Origin of the sequence: Paenibacillus sp. EKM301P (assembly GCF_011800295.1) — a bacterium.
Taxonomy (GTDB): Bacteria; Bacillota; Bacilli; order Paenibacillales; family Paenibacillaceae; genus Paenibacillus; species Paenibacillus polymyxa.
Genome location: NZ_JAALFM010000014.1, coordinates 1 through 20,232, shown reverse-complemented (window position 1 = coordinate 20,232; position 20,232 = coordinate 1). Strand labels below are relative to the sequence as shown.

The window sequence follows — 20,232 nt, the reverse complement described above, 5'->3', positions numbered from 1 at the left end:
GCTTCTAATGTAGCTGGATAGAATAACCGATACAAAAAGATAGACGTTATTGAAAAGAGCGGGGGATTTATGAAAAAACAGGGTGTTTTATTTTTTATTATACTTCTGCTTGCGGTTGCGTTGCCGGTGTATCCGTTAGTGTCGGGCGTATTATCCGGAAACAGTCATTGGAAAGCTCACAACGGTGTTATTGATTTGCGTAATTGGGACCCCGACAAGGAAGGCGCTGTACAGTTGGGAGGAGAGTGGGAGTTTTATCCTAATCAGCTTTTGCAGCCTTCATCTTTTCAGGAAACGCGAGATCAGGATTGGGGAAATCGTCGAAACTCCTCCAAATTGGGATCAGGCACCGGATCTTCCGCCAAAATTGTGGATGTGCCTGGTAGATGGAATCAGTGGATGCCTGGGGGACAGGCGACTGGATATGGTACCTACCATGTTCGTGTACTTTTACCTGAAAAATTGGAAAATCTGTACGGCATCCATATGCAAAACATTCGCAACTCTAGCCGAGTATGGATTGATGGAGCAGAGGTGGGGGCAAGCGGTATTCCCTCTGTTTCGGCCGAAAAAGGCAAACAGGGCAACGCCCCCTTTGTTGGATTTGCTGCAATAGATGGACATGCGACTGATATTATCGTGCATGTGGCTAATTATAGCTATTCCTCCGGGGGAATCATTTATCCGCTGCTGTTTGGTGATTATGCCAGTATTACGCATAGCCGGGAAGTAGCGATGGCAGAGGACACCGTACTGGTCGCAGGATTTTTTATCCCTACTGTATTTTTTATCATGCTGTACCTTTTACGTAAAAAAGAGAAGGCCTTGCTTTACTTAGCATGTTTTTGCGTCGCGGCAATATTTTACATTCTGACACATGGAGAGAAGCTGCTAGTCTGGGGAATGCCGGATTTGCCTTATGAATGGATATTGAAAATTCAATCGTTCTCTTCGACGCTGTTCTACTATTTTCTGATTCGGTATGTTCATCTTACGACACAGATTGTTATGAATCGGATCGTGCTGCGTCTCTATAGTATTACAACCGCACTGATGCTGGGTATGGGGCTATTGTTGCCTACACTGGTACTCTCATCCTTTGAAACGTTTATCCTTCTTTTTGGTGTAGTCAGTGTGGGATATGTATTACTGATCCTAATTCGTGGACTTGTTCAACGGACGGACGACGCTGCACTGCTAGTCATTAGTATTATGAGCATTCTTATGATTGTGGTGACCAGTTTTGTGTATGTTCTGGGATGGGGAGATGTACGTGGGGTAACAGCCTATGAAATGCTCATATTCGTATTGGCTCAAACGCTGCTGCTGGCCAAACGTTTTGTACATTCGTTCATGGAGGTTGAGAACCTATCACGACGTTTGCTAACCCTGGATGGGTTAAAGGACGAATTTCTGGCGAACACGTCACATGAGCTGCGTACTCCTCTACATGGAATTATTAATATCGCTCAATCCATGCTAGACCGCTATGGGACACAATTTAATGAGCCGCAAAAGCACAATTTGGCCTTGATTGCGAATGTAGGGCGCAGGCTTTCCTATTTGATTAACGATATTTTGGATTTTTCTAATTTGAAAAATGGAAGATTAGCCTTAAACCGCCGGCCTGTAAACGTACAAGCTGCAGTGAACTCTGTGCTGGAGGTATTGGGTCATTCGGTAGGTAAGAAAAAGCTCCAATTCGTCAAAGAATGGCCTAATTCGTTGCCTAAGGTGGATGCAGATGAACATCGCCTGAATCAGATCTTATACAATTTATTGGGGAATGCGTTGAAGTTTACGGAGGAAGGCGAAATCGTAATCTCTGCCAAGACCAGGAACCGCGAAATGGAAATTAGTGTGAAGGATACCGGACCAGGTATTGCCCCAGACCATCTTTTGCACATATTTGAACCTTTTAACCGAGGGGCGAATGCTGAGGACGAAGGATATAGTGGAACTGGGCTTGGGTTAGGCATAACCCGTCGTCTGGTGGAGCTGCATGGAGGCCATATCCGAGTAGAGTCCAGATTGGGTAAAGGTTCGACCTTTTATTTTACACTGCCCTTAGCGGAGACTGGTACGTCGGCACATGAAGCTCAAAAAAATGTTTTGTCTGAGGTTATATTGCAGCCTGGTGTGACCTCGAGTCAGGATGTGAATCCGCTTGAAGAAGATGGATTGGAGCAAGTGAGGAATGTTCCTTACAGAGTGCTGGCTGTAGATGATGATGAGGTTAACCTTCGGGTGTTGAAGGAGCTGTTATACACCACAGGTTGTAGTGTGGTGGCTGTGGAACATGCTGAGGAGGCGCTTCAGCTGCTGAATAGCCGTACCCGATTTGACCTAGTCATTACGGACTGGATGATGCCAGAAATGTCCGGTATTGAGCTGTGCCGACGGATTCGCGAACGGTATTCTCTCTCCGAACTACCCGTGTTGCTGCTGACGGCACGCGACCTGCCCGGCGATATCCGTGCAGGCTTCATGGCTGGAGCCAATGACTTTCTACGTAAGCCTGTTGATGCTGAGGAATTAAAGGCGCGTGTGCGCACCCTGCTGAACATGCGCCATTCGGCAGAGGAAGCGGTGCGTTCGGAAATGGCCTTTTTACAGGCACAAATCAAGCCGCACTTTCTGTACAATGCATTAAATGTCATTGTTTCGACCGTAGCGGTAGACCCGGACAAAGCAGCGGAGCTGCTTATGGAGCTGAGCCAGTATTTGCGGGGAAGCTTTGATTTTCAGAACAGGGAGAATACAGTTCCGCTATGCAAGGAACTGGAATTGGTAGAATCGTATGTGGCATTGGAAAAAGCCCGTTTTGAAGAACGTTTGCAGGTGACTATAGAGGTAGGGAGGAACATCCGGTCGCTGATCCCGCCATTAAGCATTCAGCCCATTGTGGAAAATGCAATACGACATGGTGTAATGCGGCGGGCCACAGGTGGAACGGTGCGGGTGATTGTACAAGAGGCTGGAGCCGATTTTGTGATCAGCGTGACCGATGACGGCGTAGGGATTCCGCCAGAGCGACTGCGACACTTACTGTCGGAGGAGCATGTATCCTCCAGTGTGGGGCTGCGTAATATCCATCGCCGTCTGATTCATATGTATGGAGAAGGATTGCAGATTGAAAGCAATCCTATGCAAGGGACGACGGTAAGCTTCCGTGTGCCGGAAATGACCTTATCTCGCCCTAGTGAATGAATAAAAAATACAGTGCATCTGCCGAAAAAAGCTAATGTCGCGCCCGAGTTTATACGATATATAAAATATAAGAAATTAAAAATCGGATGGTAAAGCAGACAGCTTGGTCATGGAGCATTGTAATGGATGGTTGCAGCAGGAAGGGAGCGCGGACACAGATGAAGGCGATATTGATTGATGATGAGAGGTCGGCACTAACCTACTTGGAACGGTTGCTGGAGGCGGACGGACGATTAACGGTCATGGGCAAATATACGTCTGCACAAGCTGGGTTGGATCATCTGGCGGCAGAACGTGTGGATATTGTTTTTATAGATATCGGAATGCCGGAGATGAACGGACTGGAGGCCGCCGAGTGGATTCAACAGCTGGACTCGCATATTCATATCGTCTTTGTGACTGCGTACTCGGAATATGCTATTGAAGCATTCGAACTGCAAGCACTGGATTATTTGTTAAAACCTGTTCATGCCCGGCGGCTTAATAAAACGTTGGATCGGATTGTAGCCACGCTGGCAGATTCCCGTCCTTCCAGCTCGGTCGTCGCAGCAGAGCAATTACCCAAAGTGCGTTGTTTTCAAAGGCTTGAAATTTTGGAGGATGGACAAGGAGCCGTGGGAGCAAAGCCATTCAAATGGCGTACATTAAAGTCGCAGGAGCTGTTCTCCTTTTTACTACACCATGAAGGGGAATGGGTTAGCAAGGAGCAATTGCTGGATGCGCTGTGGCCCGAATATCATTTGGACAAGGCTGTTGTTCATCTACATACGTCCATTTACCAAATTCGCAAGGCGCTGAAAGAACGGATGCAAGATACGAAGCTGGAGTACAATCTGGATCGCTATCGTTTGAACCGTAATGGCTGGGTTACAGATGTGGAGCTATTCGAGCGGGGAATTTCCGAATGGGCGGCATCTGGCAACGGCGGTACGCCGCGTATCGAGAGCCTGTTGGCTCTGTACCGTGGCAATTATCTGGAGGAACACGATTACCCATGGGCGTATGCAAAAAGAGAAAAGCTGCGCAATATGTATCTGGCATGTGCTTCAGAACTGGCTAGAGAAGAGCTCCGTTCAGGTCGTGCCCGGCAGTCCGTCCAACGCTTGCTCAACCTACAGCAGCGGGAACCTTATTCAGATGATATCTGCGGTTTGCTGCTGACTGCTTATGCCCAACTGGGAGAGTATATAGCTGCTCAAAAGCATTATGAAAGCTTCGTCAGCTTACTGGAAGATGAGTTGGGTATTGAGCCGCAGCAGGTGACACACCAGTTGTACGTGCAATTGAAAACACAGACGCTACCTGCGTAGACTGTTGTACTGTTTCAGGTAGCCGCTCAAAAACCGCTTCAAAAGGTACTTCATTTGAAGCGGTTTTTTTGTGTGGATAAAATCATTTTAATCGCCTCTTTTCGCTATGATCTGATATTCGCCGAGACCTGCTTTTTTCAGCGGCATATGCATATAGCATATCTCTTCACAGTTAGGTCATATTGAGAGGTTTATAAGCCACGAAGACTTAAGGAGGCCATGGCATTGGGAAAAAGGAGACGAACTGGCTTTAAGGGCAAAAGAATTAGGGTGGACGTTAGACAATCTTCTTCAGCTCACACAGGGCAAGGCGGTAACCCCATTTCGATCAATGCTTCGGATGTTGGGGTAGTAAGAACAGATGTCAAAAATAAATAATCAGCTTGTGCAAAAGCTACATCCTCGACGTAAAAAGATCGCCGGCAACAAATTATCTAACTTGTTCCCGGCGATCTCGTTTTTTGCCATAGTCGGCAGGTGCTTTCATCAGCATCCGCGCCTACATAACTTATGCCTTTCTTCTCGTCTTCACACCACCATCTTAAGCAGGTTTTACTGACCGGGCAGGTGCTGCCTTCAGCACAGCGTATCCGTAGGGTGGAAGCTCGACATGCAGCCCCTCCGGTCCTACGGACCACTGGCTTTCGCCAAAGGCTACCTCCCATTCCTGCTCTGGAATAGACAGTTCAAAAGTGTGATGCTCATCGGAACGGTTGAATAGCACAAGCAGCACTTCTTCGTCGCTGCGGCGCTCGTAGGCGAGTGAAGCGCCTTCCGGCTGTGCCTCCAGGAAAGTGATGCTTCCTTGATCACGAAGGACAGGGTGTGCCTTGCGAAGAGCGATCAGCTCACGATAAAAGTCGAACAGCTCGTGGTCCTGCTTATCGGTGTCCCACTCCATGCACTGGCGGCAGCCTGGATCAGCATCTCCATCCAGACCGACCTCATCGCCGTAAAAAATGCAGGGCGCACCCATGTACGTGAACTGGAACAAAGCAGCCAGCCGCATCAGTCGCTTGTCGCCCCCGCACAGTGTCAACAGGCGCGGTGTATCATGACTATCCAGCAGATTGAAGGCAACCTCGGATGCCTGTTGTGGATAGCGGGCAAGCTGTCGCCCAATGGCAAAGGCAAAGCTCTGGGCATCGGTCACTTTTTTGACGAAAAAATCATTCACCGCATAGGTGAACGGATAATTCATCGTCGCGTCGAATTGGTCCCCCTGAAGCCATTCAGACGATTCATTCCACATTTCACCCAAAATATATGCATCTGGATTAGCCTGCTTGACCGTCGTACGGAATTCACGCCAAAAGGCGTGATCCACCTCGTCTGCCACGTCCAGCCTCCAGCCGTCGATACCGATCTCTTCAATCCAATGTTTTGCCACATTCAGTAGGTACTCTTTTACCTCAGGATGCTCTGTGTTCAGCTTGGGCATCATCGGTTCTAGCCCGAATGTATCGTAGGTCGGTGTGCCATCGTTCACTTCCAGTGGAAAGCTATGGACATGGAACCAGTCCTTATAAGGAGAGGCTTCACCTTTCTCCAGTACGTCAACGAATGGCTTAAAAGTACGCCCCGAGTGGTTGAACACCGCATCGAGCAGGACCCTGATTCCCCGGTCGTGGCACGCCTCCACCAGCCTTTTTAATGTCTTTTTATCCCCGAAGTGCGGGTCCACCTCCATATAATCCTCGGTATCATATTTATGATTGGTCGTCGCCTTGAAGACAGGGGTCATATATATGGCGTTAATCCCCAACTCGCTCAGGTGATCCAAATGATCCAGAATTCCTTGTAAATCACCACCGAAAAAATTGTCCTTTTGCGGTGTGCCACCCCAGTCCTCAGCACCTTCCGGGCTAATGGAGGGGTCGCCGTTGGCAAAGCGTTCCGGGAAAATCTGATAAAAAACAGCATCCTTCACCCATGCAGGTGGCTTCAATATATCAATCGGATTTAGAAACGGGTATTGAAACAGACTGTCTGCATTTTGAGGCTCCTCGGTGGTGAAATCGTTCTCGTTCATCCAAATTCGTTCCTCGCCGTCTTCCAGCAAAAATCCATATTTCAGCCGACGGTGAGTAGGCTTTACAGTACATTCGTAGTAATCGAACCTGCCATCGGTGGAAAATTTAGACATCGGAATAAGCTGCCGAGTACGATCCCAGTCGTACTTATCTACGGTAAGAACGTGAACAGCAGTCAGGTCATTTTTCTTTGTACGGAGCCGTAAAATTATCGTTTCATCATCATAACCAAAAGCCCAATTACGTTTCGGGTGGTGGTATATCGCTTCCAGCAGCATCAGATAGGCCTCCTTGTTCACCTGCATTCAAATTTGAAATTGTGAAGCGTATGTCGTATAAGGTAGTTATTAACCTTTTTAAGTGGGTTATGTACCATAACTGCTATAATGCCCATTACATAAAAGAAAAACGATAAGTAGGTGTCTATTATGAAAACAAATGTGCTATACATCGAAGATGATCAAGATATTGGTGCTTGGACGCATCAGTATTTGGAAGAGCGGAATTACGCTGTAACCTGGCTTCGCAGTGGGGATGGAGCTGTGGAAGCAGCTCGCGCGTGCCGACTCGTGATTTTGGATGTGATGTTACCCGGCCTGGATGGGTTCACCATTGGGAAGCGGCTCAAGAAAGAGTACCCGGAGCTTCCCATCCTCATGTTGTCTGCCCGTACGTCCATTGATGATAAGTTACAAGGACTGGATTTTGCTGACGATTATATGACAAAGCCCTTTCACCCCGACGAACTCATAGCACGTATGGAGATTTTGCTGCGGCGTTCAGGAAGTGTGTCCGAAGAATCTCTACAACTGGGGCATCTGTCTGTGTTTCCTCCAGATAATCGTATTGTGAATCGTGATACCGGGGAGGAAATTACGCTAACAGGCAAGCAATATCATATTTTTGCTTATTTGCTGCGGCATTTGGGCCAGATTATGACGAAGGAACAAATGTATGAGGCAGTCTGGGGAGATCCGTATATCGACGGAGACAAAACCTTAATGGTCCACATTCGGCACTTGCGGGAAAAGCTGGAGATTGATCCTGCGGCACCCCGCATCATTGAGACGATCCGTGGTGTAGGTTATCGGGTGAAAGCATAATGAGCGGTATGCGTAAGAGGTGGGCATGGTGGCGTCGCAGCTCCCGTCCAGCCCAGAGAGGGCGGTTTCGTAATTCACTGTTGTTCCGCTATTTGGTCATTATTGTGTTGGCTATGATGTTGTTGCCCATTGTATTGCCTGTTACAACCTTGATATATAGCATACTGTTGAATTTGCAGACGGATATCAAGCCTAAGAATCCTTACTATCCCTCTACGACCCAAACTGAACATAGCTGGCATCGAGAAGCTATCGCCTTGAAGGGAGCTAGTCCAGAGCAAATTTCAGCCCATCTGCGCAAAATACAGCAGGATATGTTCCCAGATTCACAAATATTTTGGGTCGATACCGCAGGGTTAACCAGACTGGAGCTACCGACACAACCTAACATTCCAAAACAATGGAGTGCGGCGCAAGCTATAGCTTTTATGAAGCAAGCCAGCTCTGAGGGGCCGTTTACGGTCGTGGCCTTTATTGGCGGGGGCAAGGATGATGTGAATCAGGGCTATATGGTATTAAAAGTGCCCCGTTCGTTCTTTGAACATCCGACTAGTGACAATGGCATGTTGATGTATTATCTCCTTTTTATTCTATTGGTTCTGGGGGCTTTTATATTCGTATCGCTTCTGTTTTTTGGAGGCATTCGGCGGAGACTGCTGCGGCTTCAGGCCGCCATGTCACAGCGAGGCGAGGATGGATTGCCCATCCTCGTTGCTACCGGACGCCCGGATGAAATCGGCAAACTGGAAGAGTCGTTTAATCGGATGGTTGAACAGTTGGCAGAGAGTCGAGGACGTGAGCGTCAGGAGGAGGAACTGCGGAAGAGACTAGTCGCCGATCTGTCACACGATATTCGAACACCACTTACGGTTGTGCGCAGCCATCTGTATACCCTGGATGCGGAAAATCTCAGCAGCAAAGGGAAGCAGTCGATTACACTGATGGAAAATAAGTTAAAGGACCTTGGGAGTCTGATCGACAACTTGCTAACCTATAATCTGCTATCCAGTGGCAAATACACCATGAATAACGAGCCGCGTGATATCTTGCGGCTGGTGCGCGAGTGTGCAGCCAGCTGGTACCCAGTGTGGGAAAAGGAAGGCTTTGAAGTGAATATCGACCTGCCTGAGCATAGTTTGGTATGGAATGTCGATGAGCAAGGCTTCCGCCGTCTGCTGGACAATCTTTTTCAAAATGTAGTTCGGCATGCCGCCTCCGGTCGATATATCGGTATTCAAGTACAGAAGGATAACGGAAGAGAGGCATTGGTCATCACAGATAAAGGCCCGGGAATGGAACAACAATCCAGTGAAAAAGGAGCTGGAATTGGCCTGGCGATTACAGAGCTTTTGGCGCGTGAAATGAATTTGGAGAGGGAGATTTCTAGTTCATCAGCCGGGACGCAAATCCGTTTTTTAAACAAAACTTAAACTCAGAGTTCCCTTGGCTTTAAACTTGGCACGTTACGATAGGTGTCGAGGTGAGGAACTTGAACGAAACAATTATTGAAACGAACAGTCTCAGCAAAATATACAAAGGCCGCGCCGCGGTTAATCAGCTGGACCTGAAAATAGCGCGGGGAGATATCTACGGATTCCTCGGACCGAATGGAGCAGGGAAAACGACAACAATCCGCATGCTGCTTGGGCTTATTCGCCCAACTCGAGGAACGATCCGTATATTCGGCAAAGATATCCGCAGACATAGACTCGATATATTGCGTAAAGTCGGTTCGTTGGTAGAGTATCCTTCATATTATGGTCATTTGAACGCCATCGAAAATCTGGAGGCTATCCGTCGTATTTTGAATGTACCGAAAGAGAACATTGCGGAAGTATTGGAGGTCGTTCGCCTGACCAAGCACGCCAAACGCTCGGTTAAAGGCTACTCGCTGGGCATGAAGCAGAGACTTGGTATCGCAGCAGCCCTGCTCGGCAATCCCGAAGTGCTAATTCTGGACGAGCCCACGAATGGTTTGGACCCCGAGGGCATTCAAGAAATGCGCGAATTGATACAGGCGATGCCCAAGCAGCGGGGGATCACTGTACTGGTATCCAGCCATCTGCTGAGTGAGGTAGAGCATATGGCTAATACCGTCGGTATTATTCGTGAAGGGCAACTAGTCTTCCAAAATACGATTCACAATCTTCGACAGGAGTCCGCAGGGGGGATTCGGATTGTAGTATCGGAACCCGAAGCAGCCCAATTGATTGCACGTGAACAGGGCTATCATTCAGTGAAGGATGGGTCAGCACTGAATTTTGACAACATGAATGATGCGGCTGTTGCGCTGCTGGTCAGAAGATTGGTGGAAAACACACATGCTGTATATCGTGTAGAGGAACGCCGCAAATCGCTGGAGGATATGTTCATGCAGGTGGTGGGCAAAGGAGGGGGTTCCCTATGATGCTGCGAGTGCTGACAGCGGATCTGCTCAAAGCACGCAGAAAGGGAATATGGTTCCTGGTATTCCTCGGTCCCCTTGGGCTGGTGGCCATGCAGGGACTGAATTTCGGACTCCGCTATGATTATCTGATTCCGCGATACAAGGGTCGCTTATGGGAAAGCTTGATGGATAACATCGCGTTGTTTGTCCCCCTTGCGCTGGTGCTTGGAGCTACGATGGTCGCTTCCATGTTGGCGAATGTGGAGCATACATCTAACTCCTGGAAGCAGCTGCTGGCTTTGCCTATTTCCAAATTTAGTGTTTATATGGCAAAGCTAACATTAGCCATTGGAATGCTGTGCGTGTCCTGCCTACTTTTGACGATTGGGACTTGGACATTAGGAATGCTTCTTGGCTTTGGGGGAGAGCCTGCACCGATAGGGGAGCTACTGCGGCTCGGATTTTGGCCCTTGGGCGGCACGCTGCCTATACTCGTATTGTTGTTGTGGCTAACGGTCACGTTCCATAATCAAGCGCTACCTGTAACACTGGGCATTACGTTAGGCATTGGGAGCTTGTTTGCTTCCCAGTTGTCCGAATGGTTTCCGCTGGCTTGGCCGCAATTCGCATGGGTTGCGCCACAAGCGTGGATATTTGCGTCCATCGGATGCGGAACAGGTGCAATTCTCAGCCTGCTGACCGCAGCTCATTTTAGTCGAAAGGATGTGGCGTAATGCTTGGAGGATACGTGCGGCTACTTTCTGTCGAACGCATGAAAATAGCAAAATCGCCCGTCTGGCTGCTTGCGCTCGTCAGTCCAGCGATTGCCGTCCTGATTGGTTTGCTGGCGAATCCAGGAGGAAACTGGCTGTTGCTGCTGGCGGCTATGCTTACAATACATGCAATGCTGTTCCTGCCGATGCTGACCGCCGTGTTTGGGTCTCTAGTCTGCCGATTCGAGCATGGGGGCGGCGGCTGGAAGCAGTTGATGTCGTTGCCGTTGTCTCGCACGGGGTTGTACGCAGCCAAGCTGACCATCATTATGGCTATGGTCGGACTGACTCAGCTGCTGTTTGGAGTAGTGCTGCTGGGTGTTGGAACTGTGCAGGGAATGAGCGGACCGATTCCTTGGGCCGCAATCGCCCAAAGCCTGCTTGCAGGCTGGGTTGCTTGTCTGCCGCTGGCTGCCTTGCAACTGATGGTGTCCTTTTTGTGGTCTAGCTTTGCTGCACCGCTTGCTTTGAATTTCGTCTTCACCGTGCCCAATATGCTGGTCGCCAACTCTCAGACCTATGGTCCATACTATCCATGGACACAGCCTCTATTGGCGATGATGCCGAGCGGGGGAGACAATTTCGGGGCGTTCATGGTGCCAACGGATACACTTTTGATAGTGGTACTGGGTAGCTTTGTCGTGTTTGCGTTTGCTGGCCTGATGATATTTCGTTATAAAGAGATATAAGACGAAATGTGGAAACTGCAAAAGCTCCTTATCCTAAAAAGAGGGTAAGGAGCTTTTTGGCTGTGCTGCAGGTTCGTGTTCTGAATAAGACACTTACTCTATGGGCTTACACTAAGCCTGAAATAGCACGAATATTATCGCTGATCAGGCGGCAAGAGGCGTCAAACTTGGCTTGTTCTTCTGGACTCAGCTCAAGCTCGATGACCTCCTGAATTCCTCTACTGCCGATGATTGCTGGAACGCCCGTGCAGACATCAGTGTGTCCGTACTCGCCGTCCAATACGGCAGAAATTGCTATAATTTTACCATCGTCATTCAAAATGGAACGGGTAATGTACGCCAGCGCATTGGCAATACCAAAATAAGTGGCACCTTTGCGCGTGAAAATCTCCCAACCGGCATCCCTTGTTTTACGGGCGATGTCATCCAGATCAACGTGTCTGAATCGTTCCTTATGCTGACGCAAAATGTGCAAGAGCGGCTTGCCGCCAATCGTAACGTGCGACCAGGCCACGAATTGGGATTCGCCATGCTCGCCCAAGGCATACCCCTGTACACTGCGTGGATCTATGGAAAACACCTCAGAAAGCAACGTCTTGAGCCGGGATGAGTCGATAGAGGTGCCCGTGCCGATCACCTTGTTGCGCGGCAGACCGGATATACTCTGCACCAGATAAGTAACAATGTCGACAGGATTAGCGGCAATAACGAAAATACCGTCGAAACCGCCCTCCATAATAGCTGTTACAATCTCTCTGGTGATATGCACGGCATCGTCCAATACAGATAGGCGGTCTTGACCCGGTTTAGGATTGGACCCAGCCGTTATAATCACAACATCCATATCCGTGCAGTCTGCATATGTGCCTGCACGGACCTTGGTGCGTGTAGACGTAAAATCCATACAATGGGACAGATCCAGTGCATGGGCCAAAGCCCGGTCATACGTGCGGTCAATCATCATGATTTCGTCACAAATGGACTGATTGACCATTGAGTAGGCACAGCTCGAACCGACCATTCCCGCGCCGACAATCGCTACTTTCCTTGCCTTCCCCTTCATTTATGTTTCCTCCTCGTTCCAACGAACGTTAATATGCTACAAATTATGCCTGAAATCCATTTTACGTTACATAACATAACATATTGTTGATCTTTTGAAAATATCCATTTTTTTGTCCTCATTCCGATAAATTAAAAAAGAACGGTGAATAGGGGGAGCAATTTAGGATTAATCAAAGAATAAGTGTAGATTATCCATATTCTTTTATTGGAAGACAGGATGTAAGTTATCTATTTATTTATAAGTGGTTTCCGTATAAATCATAACATGAGCCATATCCATGGAAGAAAAGTTTACGTAACAATATTGGGAGTATGACATTTATGTGACGTATCTTAATGAGTCTCAAGAGTATACAGTGCAGGAGCATTCTTAGCGATGTCGCTTCTTGTATTTTTATAATGTATTCGTTTATGACAAAGGTTCTTAGTAGTCTGCAATATTAGAACTTTTTTGCCAAAGGATTTCCAATGGTTTCCGCGAATTCTACATATACAAGCTTATTTCTTTCCATACCATCCGGGGAGGTAATGATTAAATGGAAGAAAGCAAGTCGACGACGGAAGCAGCAAAGCAACTGGGAATCGGGGCGAGTACCCTTCGTAAATATGCAGCGGCGCTGGAGGAACAGGGATATGTGTTTCAACGTTCCGCTAATCAGTCAAGAATGTTCAGTGCAGAGGATGTTGAGTGCTTGAAGGTGATGCGGAGGGCGTTGCGTGAGCAGCATATGACAATGGAGCAATCCGTTCAGGTGGTACTTGAGAGAATAACCGCTCCCTTCCAATTGGAGGATGAAGAATTCCGCTTGCCACCCATCTCGGATGCTGAGTCCCTGACCGCAACCTGGCAAGAAATAATGGCGGCGGCTGAGGGTAGAGAAGAGACGGTTATGCAGGAGCAAGCTGCTGCTACGGTTGAGCTGACAGAGATAGAGGATGAAATGAATGTTCAGGAGCTATCAGAGGAACCCATGCAGTCGCAGGAACAGTTCCAGACTTTGACCCCAACCATGGAGTATAGATTGGAGCAAGTACCTGTATCCGTACAAACGCAGGAGTCCGTAGAACCACAAGAACTGGCGCAGATGCAGGATATGGTGCAAACCGCTTTGTTGGAAATGCGGAGCCGTTTGGAGGAACTGGAAGCAGAGCACAGCCGTTTGGTGGAGAAGAATGTTAGCTTATCTAACCAACTAGAGGACCATAAACGTTGGATGAAAGAAAGGGTCGAGGAAGAACGGGATCGGCAGTTAATCACTAATCTACGTACCTATCAGGGCCGGCAACGCAAAACGCGCAGTTCGCTGTTGTCCTGGCTCGGTCTGACACCACGTAGCCGCAGAGAGGCATAACGATCATTATCTTGTCTAATAAGACCATCAGACCTACCCGGCTCTGATGGTCTTTTGGCGTGGATGATATAATAACGGAATACAAGAATACAAGGACAAGTCGCATAGGAAACGTGGCTGCGGCATGTATAGGAAAGGATCTAAGTATGTTTGCTTGGTTGCGGAACATTTATGAATCATGGATAGATTATCCCAAACAGCCTGGTGATTTGCTGAGCGGACGTTATTGTGTTCGTTCGCTTTTAGGCATGGGTAGCTATGGTCTAACCTACCTCTGTCTGGATCGGCACAGCGGACAGGAGGTGGCGGTCAAACTGCCCAGACCGAGCAAACGAGCGCAGGCAGTTCAGCTATTGCAGCGCGAGGCTCACATTATGCGAAAGATGGAGCACCCTTATATTCCAAAGTTGCTTGAAATTGACCAACATTCGGACGGAATGTATATGGTCATGGAATACGTCTCCGGTATGACCTTGGAAGAGCTTATCTTTGAACAGGAGCGTTCCTTTACGGAACAGGAATGTATCGTCTACATTTTAGAGTTAATGGAGCGAGTTCTGCATGTGCATGAACGGGGATACATCCATCGCGATATCCGTATCCCTAACGTAATTCACCGCGAAGGGAAGCCGTACCTAATCGACTTTGGGCTTGCTCTGGCCGTGGGAGAACGACAGGAGGATGTATTCACCGAAGCCATGCTGGAAAAGCGCGCACCTGAGCGACAAGATGTCGCCTTCTACAGCGATTTGTATGATGTCGGGCATTTCATGCTTTTTATGCTGTATAGCAGTTATGAGCCTCAGCCGGATCAACCCCCTGGAAGTTGGCAGGAAGAATTAATGCTGAGTCAACCTGTGCGTCATATACTGGAGCGGCTTTTTCAAATTCGTCCACGTTATGAACATAGTCGACAGTTTATGCAGGAGTTGGAGGAAGCATTGTTGCAGTTAGAGGTTAATCCATAACTTTAATCCCTAAAAATAAACAGGCATTCGCCGCAAAAATGGGGGAATGCCCCTTACGCATTTGACTAGGTCTACATACAATGATCCTGAAATGAGCGAAGGGAGTGTTGTAAATGAGTCATATGTGTGGAGTAGGCGGTATGGGTTGCGGCGTAGGAGCCTGGACCTCTGTAGGAGCGATTCTGGTACTGTTTATTTTGTTGGTGATTATCTCTAAAACCCTATTTCTGTAATTTAGGTTATAGCCGATTTCCTGTAAAATGCACTGATGTTGCTCTGCATAACGAAGGGCGCACAACAATAAAGCGAAGGCCCTTGATGAGAAGGGGCTTCGCTTTATAAGCTTAAGGAGCCTGTGGCTTGCTTCTTGTGTTACGTTGTACTCCGCCACTGCTTTTTGTTGTGTGGCTAGGAACTGGAGTAGTGACGGCGTTTATCCTTGTAATATCGGTGACCGTTATGGCTGTTCTTGTATCCGTCTGATGAAGAATGGCGTCTACGGTCGTAATAACGATCTGAGCTGCTGTATCGCCGCTTATGGGAATGAGAGGTGGAATGTAGCAGGCGGTGCAGTAATTTTTTGAGCATCGTCTAATCCTCCTTCTTATCCTATCCAACTGACATAGACAGGTCTTATAAAACGATAATACGCAACAGTGTTAGAACAGGTTCCGCTAATTTAAGATTGTAGGGACTTGGCCTGAAATTCTGCAATATCCTTGAACTCTTCTTCAAATTTACGTGAAATGCGAATATAGATCGGCAGTAAATCGCGATAGATATCTACGTGCTCTGCCGCAGGTTTATGCTGATGAGTGGTGCCGATCATACCGGATACTGCGTCTAGCGAATAAATTCGTCCTAACGCGTACAAGCCTAGAATAGCTGCACCTAGACATGAGCTTTCCAGACTTTCGGGAATAATGACTTCCTGATCAAAAATATCCGCCATGAGCTGTCTCCACAGCTCCGAGCGTGCAAATCCACCCGTGGCGTGAATGACAGACGGTCTGTCAATGACTTCCTCCATAGCGAGCATGACTGTATACAGATTGAACAGTACACCTTCCAGTGCGGCGCGAATCATATGCTCTTTTTTGTGCCGCAGGGACAGGCCGAAGAAGGAGCCACGCGCATTTGGGTCCCACAGAGGAGCGCGTTCGCCAGATAGATACGGAAGGAAAAGCAGACCGTCCGAGCCTGGACGCACCTGTTCTGCGATTTGGGTCAGCACATGATACGGATCAATTCCTAAGCGTTTGGCAGTTTCCACCTCAGAGGCTGCAAATTCATCCCGTATCCAGCGGAACACGATACCGCCGTTGTTCACCGGGCCGCCGATGACCCACAGCTTTTCGGTCAAGGCATAACAGAAAAAGCGCCCCTTCGCATCGGTGAGAGGCTTATCAACTACAGTACGGATGGCTCCGCTGGTGCCGATGGTAACAGCGACAACTCCAGGTTTGATTGCATTCACACCGAGGTTGGACAAGACACCGTCACTGGCCCCGATCACAAAAGGGGTCGTCTCCAGCAGGCCCATGTCACGTGCATAGGCTGCGTCCAGTCCTTTTAGCACATGAGTTGTCGGTACCAGCTCGGACAGCTGCTCCTTCGTCACACCTGCAATAGTGAGCGCTTCCTCGTCCCAATCCAGCTGCTTCAAATTCATGAGTCCGGTAGCAGAGGCGATCGAGTGATCCACGACATATTGGTGGAATAACCGGGCAAAGACATATTCCTTTATAGAAATGAACTTGTACGTCTGGGCCGCTACATCCGGTAAATCTCGTGTAATCCACATCAGTTTTGTCAGCGGTGACATGGGGTGAATGGGCGTTCCCGTGCGTAAGTAAATATCGTGTCCATTGTATTTATGTTTGAGCGCTTCAGCCCATTTGGCACTACGATTATCTGCCCACGTGATGGAGGCGGTCAGTGGTTTACCGTTCTTGTCCACCGCCAGTACGCTGTGCATAGCCGAACTAAAGGAGACGAACAGCACATGTTCGGCGGGTACTCCGCTTTGTGTCATGACCTCTTGCACCGTCTCTACGACAGCTTTGAGAATATCTTCAGGGTCCTGTTCTGCCGCATCTGGCTCAGGTGTATGGAGTAGATAGCCCACATGATGCTGCGCGGCAATATTGCCGTTTTCTTCAAAAAGCACTGCCTTGGTACTGGTCGTGCCAATATCGACACCGATCATATATCGGGTTTCAGTCATATTCATTCTCCCCTTCACTTACCTTATTAGCTATTATCGTTAAATTAACACATCCAGCAGTATAATCAAACCGAATGCGACTAGGGAGAGGATGGTTCCATAACATTCAAAGAGTAAAGGTGCTAATATGTATAGTTAATTGTATACTTGTCGACAATTTAGTCTGAAAAGAGAACCGCGTCAGTTGGAGTGGGCATAAAGACGCGATACATTTGGCTCTTTGTCGGGTATGTTCCGGCTAGGATAATGTTCTTCTATAGGAGGACAAAACACTATCGTTAACCGCGTTGCGAGTGTCTCGGTAATGTTCCTCAATGAGTCGGGATAATTCTTGCTCATTTCCTTGTTTTAAAGCATTTGCAAAGGTGCGGTGCTTGTGAATCGTGACTTGAGATTCTTCGATGTTAGACGCAAAACGTTGTTCTGTCGCAGCCAGCATAACCGTCAGGATCAACTGTCTCATACCATTCCAGGTATGGAGAATACGGGTATGGCCTGCTTCCAGAACCAGAGCTTCATGAAAATTAAAATCCTGAAGTGAAAATTCAGCGATATCTCTGTGCTTGAGAGCGACTTCCATTTTGTCGATCATCTGATTTAAAGTGTTTACCAATATCGTATTATCCCTATGTACATACCTTTGAACAACAAAATGCTCAATCAGTATTCGTACGTCGAATAGCTCCTCCATATCATCGGGTGTCATGCCGATCACAACCGCCCCCATGCGCTCCAAGCGGATAAGTCCTTCGCTTGAGAGCACTTTAATGGCTTCACGCACAGGAGAACGGCTGGTACCAAAATCGGTAGCAATCTGATTTTCAGATAGAACAGTGCCGGGTGTCTGCATACCACGTATAATCTGAAGTCGGAGTTCGCAAGCAATCCTCTCTCCAAGCGATGCGCCCTGTAACCAGGTTGTTGGATATTTCATAGAATACTCCTATCTTGCAAATAATTTTGCATACTTGTATACAAATTATGGAGTATTATAAACCCCGTTTAAGCCCTTGTAAACGGTATCAATTGACATCGGTTCCATTTCACTGCTTTTAGCGTTACAATAGAAGCAGAAAAAAAGAAGCAGTGAAAAGTGGAACGAACATGGATAAGAAGGAGAACATTTAATGATTATCATTAAAACCAAAGAACAAATTGAAAATATGAAAAAAGCCGGCGAAATTTTGGCTGCTTGCCACCGGGAAATTGCTAAAATGATTAAGCCAGGTATTACGACACTGGAAATTGACGCCTTTGCAGAATCATTTATGAAGAAGCACGGCGCAACGCCGGAGCAAAAGGGTTATAACGGCTACCAGTTTGCAACTTGTGGTTCCCCTAATGATGTGATTTGCCACGGCTTTCCGAACAAAACACCATTGAAGGACGGCGACATCGTGACGATCGACATGGTTGTGAACCTGAATGGCTGGCTGGCAGATTCCGCTTGGTCGTATGCGGTGGGGAATGTGTCTGAGCAGGCCCAAAAGCTGTTGGACGTTACCAAAGAGTCTCTGTATAAAGGGATTGAGCAAGCTGTTGTTGGTAATCGGATCGGGGATATTTCCCATGCGATCCAAACTTACGCGGAAGCGGAAGGCTTCTCGGTCGTACGCGAATTTATTGGGCATGGCATCGGGGAAGAAATGCATGAGCAACCGCAGGTTCCGCATTACGGACCTCCGCACCGTGGACCACGCTTGAAAGAGGGCATGGTTATTACAATTGAGCCGATGCTCAACACAGGCACATATCGCAGTAAAATTGATGCGGACGGCTGGACCGCACGTACGTTGGACGGTGGTTTGTCGGCACAATACGAGCATACGCTGGCAATTACAGCAGACGGTCCTATCATCTTGACCCAGCAATAAAAGCAGGCATCCATCAGTAACCTACAGACTAGCGAACTAAATGAGTTAGACCTATTACAGAAAAGAGGCTGTCCAGAGGACAGTCTCTTTTGCCACGTGCATTCTAAAAAGAATATTCTGACGCGGATTTGATTCTGTTAATGGCCCCATATCCCCGTTTCTGCATGTAGTGAGGATGACCGGACTGACAGCCTATAGAAGAAGGTCGTTTTTCTGATGAAGAAAAGACGAACCTGGCACTGAGGTACGGGGGATATAGGGAAATGCTGACGGTGATGGGAAAGCGTATATGTGAAATGTAAAGGATTCTTTTTTGGGGTAAGTAATTTTAAAAAGCACCAAGCCGCCATCAATCGTTAACGTAGATCCAATTATATAGGAAGTTTCGTCAGAGAGAAGCCAAGCGATACCTTTTGCAACTGTTAAAATCGCCAGATGGCTTCAATTGGTACAAATACAGCATAACTGCTAGCACTCCTTGATATTCAACTGCCCTATTAGGGTGTCGTGGAGCTACAGGATTGATACGAATGCCTTGACTTGCATAATCAAGCGCAGTTGCATTGGTAAGACCTTGAATTGCATGTTTTGATGCCACGTAAGCACTGTATGCCAGAAATGCTTTCAGACCAACTATTGAAGAAACGTTGACAATTGATTCTCTGCAAGCATTTGTTGGATCTCAATTTTCATGCTCCAATATACACCTAAATGCATTAATTTTTATGGTACTCAAAAACAAGGTCATTATCTGACTTTAGCTAATGGTGCTTGCTCTAAAGCACCGCCTGCATTATTGATCGCCCACTCTAGGGGCCCGTAATATACCTAATCGCTATGCGTGAAAAGCATTTTTCAAGTGCAATAGATCCAGTCAAATACTCACGATAATTATAATGAAGAAAAACAAATTCAAAAGTTTGATGGATACAGTAGTAGAGCCGACTTTCAAAAATCAGTTAGCGGTATTTAATTGGTATTTTTTACATGTTGTAATCAGTAAAGCGAAGTGGTATATTATTTGAGCTGACAATAAAACAGCCGTTTCAAAAGAGAATAAGCAGGGTGAAATGATCTTCGAAAAAAAAGAAAAAAATAACCCTTGCATTTTTGAAATGAACATGATATGATCTTATAGCTGCTGAAAAACGCAGTGAAAAAGAAATTGATCTTTGAAAACTGAACAACGAGTGAGTACGGATTTTATTTATAAAATCCAATGCTGAAATTTTGGTACATGCC

Annotated in this window: 19 protein-coding genes; 12 read left to right on the top strand and 7 right to left on the bottom strand. The window is 47.4% G+C overall.

What is annotated here, in order from left to right:
• Nucleotides 1-69 precede the first annotated feature (69 nt).
• The 3 genes from HFD99_RS21905 (at nucleotide 70) to HFD99_RS21895 (ending at nucleotide 4,898) form a co-directional block, all read left to right on the top strand.
• Nucleotides 70-3,210: a hybrid sensor histidine kinase/response regulator gene (locus HFD99_RS21905; protein WP_123796683.1), complete on the top strand. Its 3,141-nt coding sequence runs from the start codon at nucleotides 70-72 to the stop codon at nucleotides 3,208-3,210.
• A gap of 158 nt (nucleotides 3,211-3,368) precedes the next feature.
• Nucleotides 3,369-4,520, top strand: a complete 1,152-nt coding sequence (locus HFD99_RS21900; RefSeq protein ID WP_025363840.1) for a response regulator — start codon at nucleotides 3,369-3,371, stop codon at nucleotides 4,518-4,520.
• Between the two features lie 225 nt (nucleotides 4,521-4,745).
• Nucleotides 4,746-4,898 (top strand): hypothetical protein, encoded by a 153-nt coding sequence (locus HFD99_RS21895; RefSeq protein WP_016818821.1) that lies wholly within the window; start codon nucleotides 4,746-4,748, stop codon nucleotides 4,896-4,898.
• Between the two features lie 163 nt (nucleotides 4,899-5,061).
• Here the strand turns inward: HFD99_RS21895 and HFD99_RS21890 are convergent, their stop codons facing one another.
• Entirely contained in the window at nucleotides 5,062-6,831 is a 1,770-nt protein-coding gene (locus HFD99_RS21890) for an alpha-glycosidase (protein WP_123796684.1), read from the bottom strand.
• 150 nt (nucleotides 6,832-6,981) lie between these two features.
• Here HFD99_RS21890 and HFD99_RS21885 point away from each other — a divergent pair, with 150 nt between their 5' ends.
• Genes HFD99_RS21885 through HFD99_RS21865 form a run of 5 tightly spaced genes read left to right on the top strand, consistent with a single transcriptional unit; the run spans nucleotide 6,982 to nucleotide 11,504 of the window.
• A complete protein-coding gene (locus HFD99_RS21885) occupies nucleotides 6,982-7,656 on the top strand; it encodes a response regulator transcription factor (protein ID WP_167441002.1) in 675 nt (224 codons plus the stop codon).
• Nucleotides 7,656-9,086 (top strand): sensor histidine kinase, encoded by a 1,431-nt coding sequence (locus HFD99_RS21880; RefSeq protein WP_123796685.1) that lies wholly within the window; start codon nucleotides 7,656-7,658, stop codon nucleotides 9,084-9,086. Before HFD99_RS21885 ends, HFD99_RS21880 begins: the two co-directional genes overlap by 1 nt.
• A 59-nt stretch (nucleotides 9,087-9,145) precedes the next feature.
• Nucleotides 9,146-10,063: an ABC transporter ATP-binding protein gene (locus tag HFD99_RS21875; RefSeq protein ID WP_019685946.1), complete on the top strand. Its 918-nt coding sequence runs from the start codon at nucleotides 9,146-9,148 to the stop codon at nucleotides 10,061-10,063.
• A complete protein-coding gene (locus HFD99_RS21870) occupies nucleotides 10,060-10,776 on the top strand; it encodes an ABC transporter permease (RefSeq protein WP_039276671.1) in 717 nt (238 codons plus the stop codon). Before HFD99_RS21875 ends, HFD99_RS21870 begins: the two co-directional genes overlap by 4 nt.
• On the top strand, nucleotides 10,776-11,504 hold the full coding sequence (locus HFD99_RS21865; RefSeq protein ID WP_123796686.1) for an ABC transporter permease: 729 nt from the start codon (nucleotides 10,776-10,778) through the stop codon (nucleotides 11,502-11,504). Before HFD99_RS21870 ends, HFD99_RS21865 begins: the two co-directional genes overlap by 1 nt.
• A gap of 106 nt (nucleotides 11,505-11,610) precedes the next feature.
• Here HFD99_RS21865 and HFD99_RS21860 read toward each other — a convergent pair whose 3' ends face one another.
• Nucleotides 11,611-12,567: an L-lactate dehydrogenase gene (locus tag HFD99_RS21860; RefSeq protein WP_016818814.1), complete on the bottom strand. Its 957-nt coding sequence runs from the start codon at nucleotides 12,565-12,567 to the stop codon at nucleotides 11,611-11,613.
• Nucleotides 12,568-13,105: 538 nt separating this feature from the next.
• Between HFD99_RS21860 and HFD99_RS21855 the strand changes: the two genes are divergently transcribed.
• The 3 genes from HFD99_RS21855 (at nucleotide 13,106) to HFD99_RS25825 (ending at nucleotide 15,122) form a co-directional block, all read left to right on the top strand.
• Complete coding sequence (locus tag HFD99_RS21855) at nucleotides 13,106-13,921, top strand: MerR family transcriptional regulator (RefSeq protein WP_123796687.1); 816 nt, start codon at nucleotides 13,106-13,108, stop codon at nucleotides 13,919-13,921.
• A gap of 146 nt (nucleotides 13,922-14,067) precedes the next feature.
• Nucleotides 14,068-14,889 carry a serine/threonine protein kinase gene (locus HFD99_RS21850; protein WP_107735171.1) on the top strand — a complete coding sequence of 274 codons (822 nt, stop codon included), beginning with the start codon at nucleotides 14,068-14,070 and terminating at the stop codon, nucleotides 14,887-14,889.
• Nucleotides 14,890-15,002: 113 nt separating this feature from the next.
• The gene (locus HFD99_RS25825) at nucleotides 15,003-15,122 is read left to right on the top strand and encodes a hypothetical protein (protein ID WP_013369112.1); all 120 of its coding nucleotides are present in this window, start codon (nucleotides 15,003-15,005) and stop codon (nucleotides 15,120-15,122) included.
• 175 nt (nucleotides 15,123-15,297) lie between these two features.
• Here HFD99_RS25825 and HFD99_RS21845 read toward each other — a convergent pair whose 3' ends face one another.
• From HFD99_RS21845 to HFD99_RS21835, 3 genes are all read right to left on the bottom strand, one after another.
• A complete protein-coding gene (locus HFD99_RS21845; protein ID WP_080561121.1) occupies nucleotides 15,298-15,477 on the bottom strand; it encodes a hypothetical protein in 180 nt (59 codons plus the stop codon).
• A 91-nt stretch (nucleotides 15,478-15,568) separates the two neighbouring features.
• A complete protein-coding gene (gene gntK, locus HFD99_RS21840; RefSeq protein WP_123796688.1) occupies nucleotides 15,569-17,116 on the bottom strand; it encodes a gluconokinase in 1,548 nt (515 codons plus the stop codon).
• Between the two features lie 238 nt (nucleotides 17,117-17,354).
• Entirely contained in the window at nucleotides 17,355-18,050 is a 696-nt protein-coding gene (locus HFD99_RS21835) for a GntR family transcriptional regulator (protein ID WP_123796689.1), read from the bottom strand.
• Nucleotides 18,051-18,243: 193 nt separating this feature from the next.
• On the opposite strand from HFD99_RS21835, the gene map reads away from it, so the two are divergent.
• Complete coding sequence (map, locus tag HFD99_RS21830; RefSeq protein ID WP_013369117.1) at nucleotides 18,244-18,990, top strand: type I methionyl aminopeptidase; 747 nt, start codon at nucleotides 18,244-18,246, stop codon at nucleotides 18,988-18,990.
• Between the two features lie 388 nt (nucleotides 18,991-19,378).
• On the opposite strand, the gene HFD99_RS26105 is transcribed toward map, so the two are convergent.
• Complete coding sequence (locus HFD99_RS26105) at nucleotides 19,379-19,645, bottom strand: SDR family NAD(P)-dependent oxidoreductase (protein WP_103042123.1); 267 nt, start codon at nucleotides 19,643-19,645, stop codon at nucleotides 19,379-19,381.
• Between the two features lie 391 nt (nucleotides 19,646-20,036).
• Nucleotides 20,037-20,232, bottom strand: a 196-nt coding sequence (locus HFD99_RS25820; RefSeq protein WP_238797260.1) for a hypothetical protein, incomplete at its 5' end; no start/stop codon positions are given.